The sequence below is a fragment of the Rhodosalinus sp. K401 genome, assembly GCF_041365735.1.
Lineage (GTDB): Bacteria > Pseudomonadota > Alphaproteobacteria > Rhodobacterales > Rhodobacteraceae > Rhodosalinus.
The window spans coordinates 75,112-88,165 of the sequence record NZ_JBGFSI010000001.1 but is presented as its reverse complement, the minus strand read 5'-3'; the positions used below and the strand labels follow the sequence as shown (position 1 = coordinate 88,165).

Annotated in this window: 16 protein-coding genes and 1 pseudogene; 3 read left to right on the top strand and 14 right to left on the bottom strand. The window is 68.6% G+C overall.

Annotated features, from left to right (window positions below):
* Positions 1 to 18: 18 nt before the first annotated feature.
* Entirely contained in the window at positions 19 to 1,305 is a 1,287-nt protein-coding gene (locus AB6A66_RS00425; protein ID WP_371054343.1) for an alpha/beta hydrolase, read from the bottom strand.
* An 89-nt stretch (positions 1,306 to 1,394) separates the two neighbouring features.
* Between AB6A66_RS00425 and AB6A66_RS00420 the strand changes: the two genes are divergently transcribed.
* Positions 1,395 to 1,562: a DNA cytosine methyltransferase gene (locus AB6A66_RS00420; RefSeq protein WP_371054342.1), complete on the top strand. Its 168-nt coding sequence runs from the start codon at positions 1,395 to 1,397 to the stop codon at positions 1,560 to 1,562.
* A gap of 694 nt (positions 1,563 to 2,256) precedes the next feature.
* Positions 2,257 to 2,481, top strand: coding sequence for a hypothetical protein (locus AB6A66_RS00415; protein WP_371054341.1), 225 nt, complete (start codon positions 2,257 to 2,259; stop codon positions 2,479 to 2,481).
* Here the strand turns inward: AB6A66_RS00415 and AB6A66_RS00410 are convergent.
* Both AB6A66_RS00410 and AB6A66_RS00405 read right to left on the bottom strand, forming a co-directional pair.
* A complete protein-coding gene (locus AB6A66_RS00410; RefSeq protein ID WP_371054340.1) occupies positions 2,478 to 2,927 on the bottom strand; it encodes a hypothetical protein in 450 nt (149 codons plus the stop codon). The genes AB6A66_RS00415 and AB6A66_RS00410 overlap by 4 nt on opposite strands.
* Positions 2,928 to 3,036: 109 nt before the next feature.
* A complete protein-coding gene (locus tag AB6A66_RS00405) occupies positions 3,037 to 3,555 on the bottom strand; it encodes a DUF3489 domain-containing protein (RefSeq protein ID WP_371054339.1) in 519 nt (172 codons plus the stop codon).
* 226 nt (positions 3,556 to 3,781) lie between these two features.
* On the opposite strand from AB6A66_RS00405, the pseudogene AB6A66_RS00400 reads away from it, so the two are divergent.
* Positions 3,782 to 3,907, top strand: a pseudogene (locus AB6A66_RS00400) (IS3 family transposase); the annotation flags it as partial.
* A 10-nt stretch (positions 3,908 to 3,917) separates the two neighbouring features.
* Here AB6A66_RS00400 and AB6A66_RS00395 read toward each other — a convergent pair.
* The 11 genes from AB6A66_RS00395 to AB6A66_RS00345 all read right to left on the bottom strand — a co-directional run bounded on the left by AB6A66_RS00395 (position 3,918) and on the right by AB6A66_RS00345 (position 13,036).
* Positions 3,918 to 4,199 (bottom strand): hypothetical protein, encoded by a 282-nt coding sequence (locus tag AB6A66_RS00395; RefSeq protein ID WP_371054338.1) that lies wholly within the window; start codon positions 4,197 to 4,199, stop codon positions 3,918 to 3,920.
* Between the two features lie 516 nt (positions 4,200 to 4,715).
* Positions 4,716 to 5,189, bottom strand: coding sequence for a DUF427 domain-containing protein (locus tag AB6A66_RS00390; protein ID WP_371054337.1), 474 nt, complete (start codon positions 5,187 to 5,189; stop codon positions 4,716 to 4,718).
* The gene (locus tag AB6A66_RS00385; RefSeq protein ID WP_371054336.1) at positions 5,186 to 5,590 is read right to left on the bottom strand and encodes a DUF4149 domain-containing protein; all 405 of its coding nucleotides are present in this window, start codon (positions 5,588 to 5,590) and stop codon (positions 5,186 to 5,188) included. Before AB6A66_RS00385 ends, AB6A66_RS00390 begins: the two co-directional genes overlap by 4 nt.
* Complete coding sequence (gene ubiG / locus AB6A66_RS00380) at positions 5,584 to 6,306, bottom strand: bifunctional 2-polyprenyl-6-hydroxyphenol methylase/3-demethylubiquinol 3-O-methyltransferase UbiG (protein WP_371054335.1); 723 nt, start codon at positions 6,304 to 6,306, stop codon at positions 5,584 to 5,586. Before ubiG ends, AB6A66_RS00385 begins: the two co-directional genes overlap by 7 nt.
* A complete protein-coding gene (locus tag AB6A66_RS00375) occupies positions 6,296 to 7,117 on the bottom strand; it encodes an isoprenylcysteine carboxylmethyltransferase family protein (RefSeq protein WP_371054334.1) in 822 nt (273 codons plus the stop codon). Before AB6A66_RS00375 ends, ubiG begins: the two co-directional genes overlap by 11 nt.
* The gene (locus AB6A66_RS00370; RefSeq protein ID WP_371054333.1) at positions 7,114 to 8,049 is read right to left on the bottom strand and encodes an NAD(P)/FAD-dependent oxidoreductase; all 936 of its coding nucleotides are present in this window, start codon (positions 8,047 to 8,049) and stop codon (positions 7,114 to 7,116) included. Before AB6A66_RS00370 ends, AB6A66_RS00375 begins: the two co-directional genes overlap by 4 nt.
* Complete coding sequence (locus tag AB6A66_RS00365) at positions 8,046 to 9,263, bottom strand: FAD-binding domain-containing protein (protein WP_371054332.1); 1,218 nt, start codon at positions 9,261 to 9,263, stop codon at positions 8,046 to 8,048. Before AB6A66_RS00365 ends, AB6A66_RS00370 begins: the two co-directional genes overlap by 4 nt.
* A gap of 282 nt (positions 9,264 to 9,545) precedes the next feature.
* A complete protein-coding gene (locus tag AB6A66_RS00360; protein WP_371054331.1) occupies positions 9,546 to 11,429 on the bottom strand; it encodes a PHA/PHB synthase family protein in 1,884 nt (627 codons plus the stop codon).
* A gap of 56 nt (positions 11,430 to 11,485) precedes the next feature.
* Positions 11,486 to 12,217 (bottom strand): acetoacetyl-CoA reductase, encoded by a 732-nt coding sequence (gene phbB / locus AB6A66_RS00355; protein ID WP_371054330.1) that lies wholly within the window; start codon positions 12,215 to 12,217, stop codon positions 11,486 to 11,488.
* A gap of 34 nt (positions 12,218 to 12,251) precedes the next feature.
* Positions 12,252 to 12,761 (bottom strand): hypothetical protein, encoded by a 510-nt coding sequence (locus tag AB6A66_RS00350; RefSeq protein ID WP_371054329.1) that lies wholly within the window; start codon positions 12,759 to 12,761, stop codon positions 12,252 to 12,254.
* Between the two features lie 20 nt (positions 12,762 to 12,781).
* The gene (locus AB6A66_RS00345; RefSeq protein ID WP_371038633.1) at positions 12,782 to 13,036 is read right to left on the bottom strand and encodes a hypothetical protein; all 255 of its coding nucleotides are present in this window, start codon (positions 13,034 to 13,036) and stop codon (positions 12,782 to 12,784) included.
* Positions 13,037 to 13,054: the final 18 nt, after the last annotated feature.

Below are 13,054 nucleotides of genomic sequence, written 5' to 3'. Positions count from 1 at the left end.
GAGCGCCGCAGCGTCCCCTCAGTCGCCCGGCGCGGGCGGGCGCGGCTCTGGCGGGGAAGGGTAGTCCCGGTGGAGCGACCAGAAATTGGCGTCGAGCCGGCGCATCGGGCGCCGCTCGCCGCCCGGCGGCACGCGATGGCGCAGCGCCAGCACGATGTCGGACAAGACCGCCGGGTTGTTGCGGAAGTAGCCGTGGCCGAGCGCGGGGCGCGCAGCCTCCACGGTGATGAAATGCACGTTTCCGATCCGGGAGAACGTCTCCCTGAGGGCGGGTGTCAGATCCTCAGGCCGGATGCGGCCGAAGCGCTGGCCCGACATCAGCGTCTGCGCCAGCCCGAGCGGCCCGTCGCCGGGATTGAGATAGACGTTGATCTGATCGAGCGCCGGGCCGAACTGCTCGGCCACGAGGCGCTGCTGCATGATCCCGAAATCAAGATCGGGCGCCGAGAGGATCAGCGTGCCGAGCTTCAGCGAGCGCCGCGGCACGCGGCCCGCCGCCCGCTCGGCGATGGCCAGCTCGCGCAGCGCGCTCGTGGCGATGTCGGTGCCGCGGCTGTGGGCGATCAGGTTGATGCGCTCGAGCCCCGGCGTTTCGCCGAGCATCCGCAGCGTCTGCTTGAGGTGAAAGATGGTGAACTCACCCGCCTCCCGGTCGCGGAAGTAGCCGAAGAATCCGGTATTTCCCGAAGGCCAGGAGTAGAGCAGCGGCACCCCCGGCCGTCCTGCCCAGTGCCATAGATTGGCCAGCGTCCCCTGCGCCTCCTCGAAGGTCGTCGCCACGCCGTGGACGTAGACCGTCACCTCCCGGCGCTCGGTCTGCGCGAGTGCGGCGGCGATCTCGTTGCGGAACGCCGCGGCCTTGGCGTCCCAAGCAGCCTGCGCTTCGGGCAGCGTGCGCACCCGGCCGTTCGCGACATCGAATGGCAGAGGGGTGGCCGGAAAGCGCACCGTCTCCGTCACCTCGACCGGCCGGAGACGGAGTGCGCCCCGTCCGCCGTCACCACTGCTGCGGGCGATGAGGGCTGGCCAGTCGAGCCTCTCGCCGAACCGGACCTTCGCCTTGCCGAACGCCATTTCGGCCGAACGCCCAGCGCCGTAGGGCTGCACCGATTGCGCCCCGGCCAGCCGCCCGCGGTCGGTCACGAACCAGATGTCTGGCTGCACGGTACGCGCCGCCGGTGCCACCTCGGCGGCCGGATAGCCTTCGGGGCCGGCATGGACGTTGGGCATGTCCGCCAGTTGCGGCCCGCCGCAGGCAGCGAGAAGGAGCGGCAGCGCAAGAGCAGGATAAATCAGGCGCGACATGCGGTGCGCTCCTCGTCCGATAAGTGGCGGGAGCAGCGTTTCGCATCGGGCGGCGCGTGGCCATAGAGGTGGCCAACCCTCACGGAGCTTTGAGCACAGACGTCGCTCTCGACGCGGGCAAGCGCCGGGGCGCGGACGACCCGCGCCATCTCTGGCCGCATGTCGCCCGCATCGTCGGCGACGTCGAGCCGTCCTTCGTGTTCCTCGAGAACGTCGCCCATCATCTCCGCCTCGGCTTCCCCGAAGTCGCCGGATGACTGGTCGGCATGGGCTGCCGCCACTCTATTTCCGTAATACAAACCTAGTAACTATCCAGGCCCCGCACCATAAGACACCAACCGGGAACAGGATAATTTTGGCAACGAAAAGCCATTCGTCATCGGAAATGCGATAGCCGAACGGTTCAAAAATGACAACAAAAGCCAAAACGACTACTGCCCAGAAGACCGGTCCGGCGAGCAAGGGCCTCGTCCATGGGTCCGAACCCCCAAGAATTTCCTGCATGAGAGGGAATAAATCAGGGCCGAGCTTGAATCCGAGAAAAGCAGAAATAATGGGAAGAATAAAAATGCAATTGGTGTACGAAAACGAACGCTGCTGACGTCGAAAAAATCCATGCTCATTTGAAGAAAGAAGTAAAGAAGGGAGAGGGCGAAACAACCTACCAAGAAACCGACTGCTGCGCCAGTAATTCTGTAACCAAGTTTATCCACGACGCCCGCTCCAGATTTGTCTATCATAATTTCGTACTATGAGACGGGCAAATTCGCAACGGCCTCCTTGGCCGCGAGGTCCTGGTGACGCCGACGGCTGGCGGTCGTTCCTTGCGACACGCCCCTGACCTTGAACCCAGCCTTCGTCGAGGCGCTGATGGGATGGCTCACCGGGTGGGCGGGGCATGCGCCCCGAACTCTCGCAGCTGAGCTTCTGGCCGATGGATGAGGGCGCGCGATGAAGCAGAGCAGGGCCATGTCGCTGGTGGAGGCTGTCGCCAACGTGGCGGTAGGCTACGGCGTCGCGGTCGTGACGCAGATCCTGATCTTCGTGGTCATCGGGCTGCGCACGACGCTCGCACAGAACCTGAAGATGGGCGCGGTGTTCAAGGTGGTACGCATCGGGCGGTCTTTCGCTCTGCGTCGGCTGTTCGAGGCGATCCGGGTGCGCGGCTCAAGCTAGTTGGCCATGATCTTTTGCCGAACCTTCCTGGCAATCCCGGTGAGCGTTGCCATCAGTCGATTGCTTTCAGAAACTGACCCGGAGAGTTCAGGACCGTAGCGGGAAATCAAGTATTCTCGGCCTTCAGTCATCCGAACCAGATGATCAAGCGTCAGCCTCCGAAGTATCAGCCCCCGGTCGACTGCAGTCTTCGCGCGAACGGCAAGGTTGTGAAAATGTGCACGCACCTTTTCGGGAGGCTCACCTGAGGCGAGCAGGAACGCATTGAGGTAGAGTTCAATCGCGTGGATTGCGCAGAGTTGCGCTGGCGCGCGCGACATCGGTTGTCGCGGTTGGCCCTTTCGAATCAGGTCCTCTGCGGCTGAGTGGTATTCGGCCGCCAAGGCGAAAATCTCTGCCGGGTTGGCGTTGGTGCCCGGATAGGGTCTGGAAATCCCATCCTTCATCTAACCTATATGACAGGTGAAATCGACAAATCTTTGGCCGGCTTTGCAAGTTGTCATAGCCGCCGCCCCAAGCGGGACGGCGGCATCGGGACTGTCGTGGTGTGCGGCGTCAGTCGTCGGCGATGATGTATGCCCTGCCGCGACCTTCGACCTTCACGGCGATGAACGTCCGGCCCAGCTTCTTCTTGAGCGCGCCGGACATGGCGCCTCTCACCGTGTGCGGTTGCCATCCCGTGGCTTCGACGATCTCGTCGATGGTCGCGCCGCCCTCGGCGCGGAGCATCTCGATCAGTGTTTCCTGCTTGGCGCCCTTCCCGCGCTGGACCGGGGCGGTCGGCGTTTCCGCCGGCGGCGTCTCGTCCGGCTCGTCCGTGATGCCGAGGGTGCCGTAGGCCAGCGGGGCGGCGTGCAGCGTGATCGGGCCGCGCTTCTCGTCGTGCCGCCAGACCGTGTTGAGATCCGTTGCGTTGATTTCCTCGATCAGGCCTTGCTTAAGGAGGCTCTCGCAGACGTTGCCGACGGCGCCGCCCTTTAGGTTGGCAGTGACGGGAAAGACCGCTCCGTCCTCGCGCGCGCAGGCGGTGGACGGGATGACGGCTTGAGCGTCGGCAAGCTGGATCTGGGTCATGGGGTCGTCTCCGTATTCGGGCCCGCGTCATGCGGCGCCTTTTACGACCCGCTCGCCCGACTTACGCGGCCCCACTGCGGCCACGGTTCGGGCTCACCGCGCAGGGCGGTACGCGGCGGGAGTTCCGGTGTTGCCGGAGATCAGCGGGCGTGCTCGCCTTCGCCAAAGGCGCTGTCGGTGATGCGCTCGAGGAGGCTGGCGTCGTGTTCTAGGGTGCCGACCATGCGCCCGCACCCTGACGACCGCAATCGCCCGCCCCGCTGCGCGAGACGAAAGCTCCGCGCGCCGGGCGATTGCTCAACCTGCGCAAACCGGCGTCAACGCCAACCGGGCTCCGGTCGCGGCTGGATGAAAGTCCAGTGTCAGGTCAACGCGTCGACGATGCCCTGACTGTCGATATCGGTGTAGGGGCTTTCATAGAAGTTCTTGGGATCGACGGAGCCTGTCTCGGAAAGTGCGTCGATCATCCGGTCGAGGAACTCAAGCTGATCGGCGGCTTGCTGGCGGCGGGCGACGAACCCGCCGAACGCATCTCTCGGCGGCACGATGCAACCTGGTGAGCATCTCGGGAAGCGGTGCAGCCCCATCTCGGCTTTACCGGCCTCCGGGTCTTCGGGAGCGGCGATAACCTGTTCCACGAACACCCTAGCGGCGATTCTCCTTAGCGACCGGCACTTTGGCGAGTAGTTTCCACGTCGTCCTGTGCTGGTCGAGGGGGTCCAGCCCATCCTTTTTCACGAAACCCGAGATCGCCCGGGGCGGACACATCTGCTTGCCCCAAAATCGAGTGCTCGTAGCCGTTGGTAGATAACAATACCGGGTTGGGCGCCATCCATCCGCTCCACACAATCGGCGTGGAGTTTGCCTGCTGCTGGCCGACGCGGGCGTCCTTCCTGGTGAGTTTTGCCTCGATCACGGCCGGCGGCTTGCCGTCGCCGCCCCAGAGAACGTCATATCGAGCGCGAGGGCATATCGGCCAGTCGCGGTCCGCCACAGGCAGCGAGCGAGCGCGCCATCGCGAGACGGAACGGGCGGAACACGCGGCGCCCCCCTCGACGTGGTCTCATGGCCGGGCTTTCGCATCGGATCGCGCGGGGCCGGAAAGGTGGCCCGTCTTCACGCGGACGTGCTCGAAACCGCCAGTCGCAAGCAGGAGGGCGCTACCAGTGCCGGGTGCCGTGCGCGCCCTTGATGCGGCCCTCGAGGTTGGGAGTGACCCACCCGCCGTAGAAATCCCCCGGCTGGGGCAGGACGCGCACGCCCCCGACCCACGCCTCGTCCATCAGCCCCGCGTAGAGGGCCACGAACCCCGCAAGCGGCGCGAAACCGGCGGCGGGGTGGTCGTAGCTCCAGGCGGCACGCGGCGCAGTCGTCGCACCGGCGAGCACGTCGAAATAGCGCGCCGCGCCCTTCCACTCGCAGAACGTGGCGCCGCCCACCGGGCGCAGCGTGGCGCCGATATCCTCGGGCGGCAGGTAATAGGTGGGCGCGTGATGGGTCTCGAGCACCCGAAGCGCGTGGGTCGTGTCCGCGACCGTCACGCCCCCAAGCCGGACCGTCACCCGCTGCGGCACAGGCTCCAGCGCCGGCGGGCGCGGGTAGGACTGGACGTTCTCGATCGGCAGGCCGGTCATTCGAGCCCTCCGCCGGCGAAGCGCGCCAGGACATAGGCCGCGATCACGATATGGGCGAGGGTGATGACGACGGAAAGCCCGTGCAGCCACTTGAAGCGCGCCTTCGCGCCCGTGTCGGTGGCGCGGTTGATGGCCGGCATCAGGATCTGCCGCGTGGGCAGCGTCGTGGCCGCGACCAGCGCGAGCAGCCCGGCCGCAAGCGGGTCGACGGGCCACGCGAGCGCGGCCGCCGCCGCGGCGACGCCCATGACGAAAAGATAGAACAGTGGAAAGGCGCGCCGGATCGTCGTGCCGGCCACGTCCGGCGGCAGGGCGGTGAACAGGAAGGCCGCGAAACCGAAGGAATAGAGCACCATGCCCCCGAAAAGAAGCGCGGTGGCGAGAAGCGCCGCGGTCAGCATGAGACATCTCCGCTTGCGAGGGCGGGCCGCCGGGCGAGGCCCATGTAGAGGATCGCGGTGAGGGGCAGGGGCCCGAAGGTCAGGTCCAGGCGGCGGTCGATGCCGCGCGGCCCGAGGCCGGTCATCAGCCCCGGCGCGAGGCCCGCGCCCTCCATCGCGCGCGAAAGCTCCCGCGGCTTGATGAACATCGCGGGATCGTGCGTCCCGCGCGGCAGAAGGCGCAGCAGATCCTCGGCCACGGTGATGGTGGCGAACCGCGCCAGCGGGTTGCGGTTGATCGTGTCGTAGAGAAAGCACCCGCCCGGACGCAGAACGCGCGCCACCTCCGAGAGCACCCGGTCGAGGTCGGCCACATGTTCGAGCACGTCGACGCAGACCACGGCATCGAAGGCCGCGTCGTCGTATGGCAGGGCCTCGCCCACGCCGACATCGTAGCGGATCCCGAGCCCCCGGGCGTCCGCGTGGCGGCGCGCGGCCTCCACCGCCTCGGCGGCGGGGTCGATCCCGGTGACCCGCGCGCCGCGCCCGGCCATCGCCTCCGCCATGAAGCCGCCGGCGCATCCCAGGTCCAGCACGTCCTTTCCCGCCCAGTCGATATGCCGGTCGAACCATTTCAGACGCCCCGGCACGAGATTCTTGAGCGTGCGCACCCAGCGCACCTCGTCCGACCACCAACGGTCGGCCACGGCGTCGTAGATCGTCAGGTCATTTCGCATCGGCATTGTCCCGTGTCGGTCTGGGCCGCGGCACCACATAGGGCACGGAGGCGCGGTACCGCGCGAACCGGTCGCCGTAGCGCGCGGCGAAGCGCCGTTCCTTCAGGCGCGGGGCCAGCAGGCAATAGGCGGTGTAGCTGACGGCGAGGGCGAGCTGGTCTGGCGTCCAGACCGGCACCGTCCAGAGCGTGAGCGCGAACGCCACGTAGATCGGCTGCCGTATCACGCGGAACAGGCCCTGCGTCGGCATGTCGGGAAAGACCGGACGGATCCGCGCCATCAGCGACATCCATCCCAGCGCGCCCGACTGCACCTCCGCACCGGCGTCGAAGCTTGCCTTGATCAGCAACAGCCAGCTTGCGGCATAGGCCGCGCAGATCGCCCAGAACGCCGCGCCCTCGGCCCGCCACCAGACGATGCCCGAAGGTGTCCAGAGCGCGAAGAGCGCCAGCAGCTGCGCCGAGGCGATGATGGCATAGGTGGTGGTGGCGAGCGTCGCGCCGTGCGGGCCGGGGATCAGCCGCGTCAGCCAACGCCCGCCCGGACCGGTCAGCAGGAACGAATGGGCAAGCGGAAACTGGGCGATCAGTGCCGCGTTGGCCAGCAGCGCCCAGGGCCACGGGACGGTGCCGAAGCTTTCGCTCAGCCCGAAGAACATGGCGGCGATCATCGCCAGCACGGCCGCCGCGAAAAGCGTGTGGCAGAGCAGCCCCAAGCCGAGCGCGAGGGCGATGCGCCCGGCGCCCGGCGGTGGACGCAATGCGGCGCCGATCAGGGCGAGCAGCCGGGCTATCCGGGGGTCATCGGTCATGGCATGCGCTCCAGCAGGGTGTCGGCGGCGGCGGTGCCGCTGGTCCAGGCCGCCTCGACGCGCGGGCCGAGGCACCAGTCCCCGGCAAGGCAAAGCGTGCCATCCGCTGCCGCGAGGCAGGGCTGGCCGAGCGGCGCGGTGACGTGGGCGTAGCGCCAGCGATGCGCCGCGGCGTGGACCGCGCGATCGGGCGCGGTGCCCAGCCTGTCGCAGAGCAGGGGCAGCATCGCCGCGGCGATATCGTCCGGGTCGTCTTCGAGGTGGCGCCGGCTGAACGCGGCACCCGCCTGCGCGACCCATGCCGCCGCGTCCGATGCGGGGCGGCCCGGTTTGCTGCTGTCCTGGGCAATCCAGGAGAGCGGATCGTCCGGGTCGCACCGCGTGACGAAGGGGGCGGGCGCGCTCAGCGCCGCCATGAGCGTCAGGGAGGGGGCGAACCCGACGGCGGCCAGCGGCGCGACCAGCGGATGATCCGCACCCAGCAGTCCCGCCACTTGCGGCGCGGGGACGGTCACAACGACGCGGGCGGCCCGGTGCCAGGCGTCGCCCACGCGCAGCATCCACGCGCCCTCGTCGGGGCGCAGGGCCGTGACCTCGGCCCGCTGGCGCACCTCGAGACCCTGTGCGAGCGCCTTGGCGAGCGACGACATGCCGGGCGTGCCGACGAGGTGGGCGCGCCCGGAGCCGTCCTGCCAGCGCGCCACAGCCTCGCGGGTTTCAGCCGCGTCGAGCACCGCGGCAAAGGCATCCCCGCGCGCCGTGACGTACTGCGCGCCGTGGTCGAATTGCAGCCCGTCGGCGCGCCGGGTGGCGACCCGCCCGCCGATGCCGCGCCCCTTGTCGAACAGCACCGGCACCAGCCCCGCCCCGGCAAGCCGCCGCGCACAGGCGATGCCGGCGATTCCGGCCCCCACGATTGCCACGTCCATCATGCCTCGACCGTCCGTTCGAGGATCTGCGGGATCTTTTTCTTCACCTTGAAGAACCCGGCGGTCGCGTGGGGCCAGATCGCGCTGTCCCAGTCGCGGCGCCACTCTCGGATCGCGATGCCACGCGCCTCGAGCGCCGGCCGCGCCTCCATCAGCCAGTCATGCAGCGGACCGCGCGTCACATAGGGCGTGACGATCTGCGTGGCCCCCGCCTCGGCCGCCCAGCGGGCGAGAAGATCCGGGTGATCGGCGCGCAATCTGGCGGGCGAGACGCCCGCCCGGGCCGCCGCGTCGGCGAGCGCAACGGCCTCGAACCGCGCGACGGCCTCCGCCACGGGCCGGGGCGAGCGCAGGTGGCTGGCCGCCAGCGTGGCGGTGCCGCGGATGTCGAGACCGGCGAGGTCGAACTCCTCGACGCGGCAATCCTCGTCGGTGATCAGAAGCGCGGCGGGCGCGTGCGCGTCGGGTTCAGCGACTTCGCGCAGCGGCTGGACCGGGGGCAGCCCGTCGGGCTCTTCCGCCTCAAGGCCCTCGGTCACCTCTGCCAGGTCGCTCTCGCGCGGGGTGAAGCGGCCGCCGGTGAACTTGGCGATGTTCCAGGCCTGCGCGCGGTAGGGCTTGCCGCGCGTGTGCAGCCCCGCCACCCAGCGCCAGCCCAGCGTGTTCGAGGCCGCATCACCGTCGAGCAGGTGGCGGTAGAAGAAGTCGGCGCCCAGACGCCAGGGCAGTTCCAGCGTGAAGATCCAGATCGAGGCGAACCACATCCGCGCGTGGTTGTGCAGATACCCGGTCTCGACCAGTTCCTCGGCCCAGGCGTCGAAACACGCCAGCCCGGTCCGCCCCTCCTCGGCGCGGCCCACGTCGCGCCGGAGGCGGCGGTCGAGATCGAGGGTCTCCAGATCGGCCCGGACGCCCTCGGCATAGCGGGTCCAGACCTGGGGCCGGCGTTCCAGCCAGCCCTTGAAATAGCCGCGCCAGATCAATTCCTGGACGAATTTCTCGGCGTTCTCGGGGCCGTGGGCGGCCAGCGCGGCGGCCGCGACCTCTTCTTCGGTGACGAGCCTGCGCCGGATATAGGGCGACAGGACGGAGACGTCCTTGTGCCGGCCGGGCCCCCGGTCATGGTTGCGCCCGTTGGCGTAGCGCCGGCCCATGGCTGGCACGAAGTTTTCCAGGCGTTCCAGCCCATGGGCGCGTGTGGCGATGGGGCGATGCATCTCTCTGCCGTATCCGGTTACCGGTGTCGGGCGCAGATGTTTCGCGGCGCCGGCGGGTCAACACCATGCGACGGGGTGTCCCCGGATTTCTTCAATGGACATCGCGCGGCCGGGCAGGGCGCCGCGCCGTCCGTGCCGGCACGCATCGCTGGTCTTTCCGGCCCATGTCCGGGTGCTCGCGCCGCGTGCGAGCCCGTGCCCGCGTCTTGCCGCGCGACGGGCTGGGAGGTGTCGGCGGGCCGGGCGCGAGCCCTTCGCGCCGCGCCCCCATGCCGCCGTGCCTCAGCGCTGGAACACGTAGGCGCCGGGCGCCTCCTCGATCGGGCGATAGCGGCCCGACGTGGTGCCCATGGCGGGCGGCGCCACCTCCTTCGAGGAGCGTTCGCCGAGCCACGCGGTCAGCGCGGGCCACCAGGAGCCCTCCTGCCGTTCCGCCGACGCCTGCCACGCCTCGGGCGAGAGATAGGGCTCCCCGTCCTCGGTGGTGCGTATCCGGTACTCCCGGCCGTCATGGCCGGGCTCGCTGATGATGCCGGCGTTGTGGCCGCCATTGGTCAGCACGAAGGTGAGCTGCGTGTCGGCAAGCAGGTGCAGCTTGTAGACCGATTGCCAGGGCGCGACGTGATCCGACGTGGTCGAGACGCAGAAGATCGGCGCGTCGATGTCGCCCACCGTCACGGGCTTGCCGTTCAGCCGGTACTTGCCTTCCGCGAGTTCGTTGCCCAGGAAGATCTTGCGCAGGTACTCGCTCTGCATCCGGTAGGGCATCCGCGTGGCGTCGGCGTTCCACGCCATCAGGTCGAACATCTCCTGCCGGCGCCCCATCAGGTACTCGTGGACGTAGCGCGACCAGATCAGGTCCGCCGAGCGCAGCAGCTGGAACGCCCCGGCCATCTGCTTGGTGTCGAGATAGCCCTGGTCCCACATCATGTTCTCGAGAAACGCGACCTCGCTTTCGCTCACGAAGAGCTGAAGTTCTCCCGGCTCCTCGAAATCGGTCTGCGTGGCGAAGAGCGTCAGCGAGGCCAGCCTGTCGTCGCCGTCGCGCGCCATCTGCGCCGCCTTGGCCGCCATCAGCGTGCCGCCGAGGCAGTAGCCGACACCGTGGATCTTGCGGTCCGGCACGATCGCGCCCACCGCGTCCAACGCCTCGGCCACGGCGTCGAAATAGTCGTCCATCCCCTTGTCGCGATCCTCGGCCGTGGGGTTGCGCCACGACACCATGAAGACCGTGAACCCCTGCTCGACTAGGTATTTCACCAGCGAGTTGTGCGGGCTGAGATCGAGGATGTAGTATTTCATGATCCATGCCGGGACGATCAGCAGCGGTTCGGCCTTCACCTTGTCCGTCTGCGGCGCGTACTGGATCAGTTCCAGAAGCCGGTTGCGGTAGACGACCTTGCCGGGCGTGACGGCGACGTCGCGCCCCGGCAGGTAGTCCTCCGTGCCCACGGGCAGCTTGCCCGAGATCGCGCGCTCCCAGTCTTCCAGGAAGTGCTCGGCGCCGCGCACGAGATTGGCGCCGCCTTCGCGGAACGTCGCCGCCGCGACCTCGGGATTGGTCGCCACGAAATTCGACGGCGACATCATGTCGAGTATCTGCCGGGTGACGAACGAGACCACCTGCTCCTGGCGGGGGGTCACGCCGTCGATGTCGCAGGCCGCGTTGTACCACCATTGCTGGTTCAGCAGGAAAGCCTGGTAGATGGCGTTGTAGGGCCAGCGCGTCCAGCCCTCGTCCTCGAAACGGTGGTCGTGGGGCAGGGGCTCGATGCAGGGCTCCGCGCCGGGATCCCGGGCGAGCTGGCCCGCGTAGACGCCGAAGCGCATCGCCTTGCGCGCGGCCTTCTCGGCCAGCTGGACCTGCTTTCCGGGCGATCCGGCAAGGTGGGTCCACCACGTGAAGAAGGTGGAGGCGAGGCCATAGGGCGATACACCGAGGGTGAAGCGCGCCAGATGCGCGTTGGCGGCCCGGTCGAGGCTCTTGGTGCTGTACCGGTCGGGCGCCTCGAGCGGCGAGGTATGGACGATTTCGGGCGGCTCTGCGTCGAGGCCGCTGCGCGCCTCGCGCGGCGTGGACTGGCCGGCCTGCGCCTCGTCCGCGTCAGGCTTCCGGGCCTTCTCCGCCTTGGAGGAACGGGGGGTCTCGTGCTTGGTGTCGGGCATGACTGCTCCTTTCGAACCTTCGCCGCCGCGTTTTTCCGGGCCGGTCGCGCCCCGGTCTACCCCATCCGGAGCCCGCCGTTCACGGCAAGAGTGGTCCCGGTGATGAAACCCGCGTCATCGGAGGCGAGGAACCTGACGCAGCGCCCGATTTCCGGCGGTTCGGCGAGCCGCGAGAGCGGGATCATGTCCACGATGCCGTCCAGGATCTCGTCGGGCATGGCGCCCACCATCGGCGTGTCGGCATAGCCCGGGGCGATCGCGTTGACCGTGATGCCCTTGCCGGCCGTCTCGCGCGCGAGCGCGCGGGTGAAACCCTCGACGCCCGCCTTGGCTGCGCAGTAGTTGGTCTGGCCCGCCTGGCCCCGCGCCGCGTTCACCGACGAGATGTTGATGATCCGACCGAAGCCGCGCTCCCGCATGCCTTCGATCACCTGGCGTGTGACGTTGAACATGGATCCCAGATCGACCCGCATGACGGCGTCCCAATCCTCGCGGTCCATCTTGTGGAACATCGTGTCCCGGTTCACGCCCGCATTGTTCACGAGGATGTCGATCGGGCCCAGTGCCTCTTCGACTTCCGCGATGCCCTCGGCGCAGGCGTCGTAATCGGCCACGTCCCATTCGAAGACGGGCATGCCCGTCTCCTTCGCGAAGGCGTCCGCGCGCTCCCCGGCGCCAAGGTGCGTGGCGGCAACCGACGCTCCGCCCTCGGCAAGGGCGCGCGCGGCGGCCGCGCCCAGCCCCTGAACGCCGCCCGTCACCAGGGCCACTCTCTTCTCGGTCGTCATCGGTCGTCCTTTCCTTCTGGCTTGGCATCGAGGCTCAGGCGTCGCTCTCCAGCAGCAGCGCGATGCCCTGCCCGCCGCCGATGCACAGCGTCACGAGCCCCCGGCCCACGCTCTCGCGGCCCATGGCGTGCATCAGGCGGGTCGCGGGAACCGCGCCGTCCTCGGCGTTCACGGTCTTCCCGGGGAGTTCGAAGTCGTCGGTCAACCCGAGGGCGCTGGCGGTTGACGGCTCGTCGATCTCGGCCCGGCCCATATCGACCATCGACCAGCCCGCGCGCGCGAGCGCGAGGCGCGCGGCAAGCCGGAGGCGGTGGTCCTCGGCGATCTCGCGCATGCCCACGGCCATGCCGGTCGCTACGGTGGTCAAACCGGGCGCATGGCCGGCAGCGCGCGCGCCGTCCTCGCGAAAGGCCGGCGCGCGCTTTGCAAGCCCGTCCCCGGTGGCGTCGGGCCGGTTCGCCTCGTCCTTGCGGACCTCCGTCTCGCCGAACGTCCCGGCGAGCGTGCCGACGGCGTGGCGCGGAACCACTTCCGGAAGGGGCATCTGGGGCTCCGATCTGGGGATCAGGTTTCGGGAAAGTCGGTGTCGGTGGGCTTGCCGCTGCCCGGCTTGCCGCTCCGGACGTTCCAGTGCGGATCCTTGCGCTTGATCCGGCGCGAGATCGCGTAGGCGGCCGGCCAGGTCAGAAGCAGCCCCGCGACGACGGCGGCCGCGATCGGGATCCAGCTGTAGAAACCGAGGGACAGCACCGTGATCACCAGCCCGCCCACGAGGACGGGCCCCGTCAAGAGCGTCACGACGATACTCAGGCGATCCATCTCGGCTCCTTCTCCGGC

Excerpts from the sequence above, each read along its gene's own strand:
- AB6A66_RS00425 (WP_371054343.1), bottom strand. The coding sequence starts at position 1,305 with ATGTCGCGCCTGATTTATCCTGCTCTTGCGCTGCCGCTCCTTCTCGCT.
- AB6A66_RS00415 (WP_371054341.1), top strand. The coding sequence starts at position 2,257 with ATGAAGCAGAGCAGGGCCATGTCGCTGGTGGAGGCTGTCGCCAACGTG.
- AB6A66_RS00410 (WP_371054340.1), bottom strand. The coding sequence starts at position 2,927 with ATGAAGGATGGGATTTCCAGACCCTATCCGGGCACCAACGCCAACCCG.
- AB6A66_RS00405 (WP_371054339.1), bottom strand. The coding sequence starts at position 3,555 with ATGACCCAGATCCAGCTTGCCGACGCTCAAGCCGTCATCCCGTCCACC.
- AB6A66_RS00390 (WP_371054337.1), bottom strand. The coding sequence starts at position 5,189 with ATGACCGGCCTGCCGATCGAGAACGTCCAGTCCTACCCGCGCCCGCCG.
- AB6A66_RS00385 (WP_371054336.1), bottom strand. The coding sequence starts at position 5,590 with ATGCTGACCGCGGCGCTTCTCGCCACCGCGCTTCTTTTCGGGGGCATG.
- ubiG (WP_371054335.1), bottom strand. The coding sequence starts at position 6,306 with ATGCGAAATGACCTGACGATCTACGACGCCGTGGCCGACCGTTGGTGG.
- AB6A66_RS00375 (WP_371054334.1), bottom strand. The coding sequence starts at position 7,117 with ATGACCGATGACCCCCGGATAGCCCGGCTGCTCGCCCTGATCGGCGCC.
- AB6A66_RS00370 (WP_371054333.1), bottom strand. The coding sequence starts at position 8,049 with ATGATGGACGTGGCAATCGTGGGGGCCGGAATCGCCGGCATCGCCTGT.
- AB6A66_RS00365 (WP_371054332.1), bottom strand. The coding sequence starts at position 9,263 with ATGCATCGCCCCATCGCCACACGCGCCCATGGGCTGGAACGCCTGGAA.
- AB6A66_RS00360 (WP_371054331.1), bottom strand. The coding sequence starts at position 11,429 with ATGCCCGACACCAAGCACGAGACCCCCCGTTCCTCCAAGGCGGAGAAG.
- phbB (WP_371054330.1), bottom strand. The coding sequence starts at position 12,217 with ATGACGACCGAGAAGAGAGTGGCCCTGGTGACGGGCGGCGTTCAGGGG.
- AB6A66_RS00350 (WP_371054329.1), bottom strand. The coding sequence starts at position 12,761 with ATGCCCCTTCCGGAAGTGGTTCCGCGCCACGCCGTCGGCACGCTCGCC.
- AB6A66_RS00345 (WP_371038633.1), bottom strand. The coding sequence starts at position 13,036 with ATGGATCGCCTGAGTATCGTCGTGACGCTCTTGACGGGGCCCGTCCTC.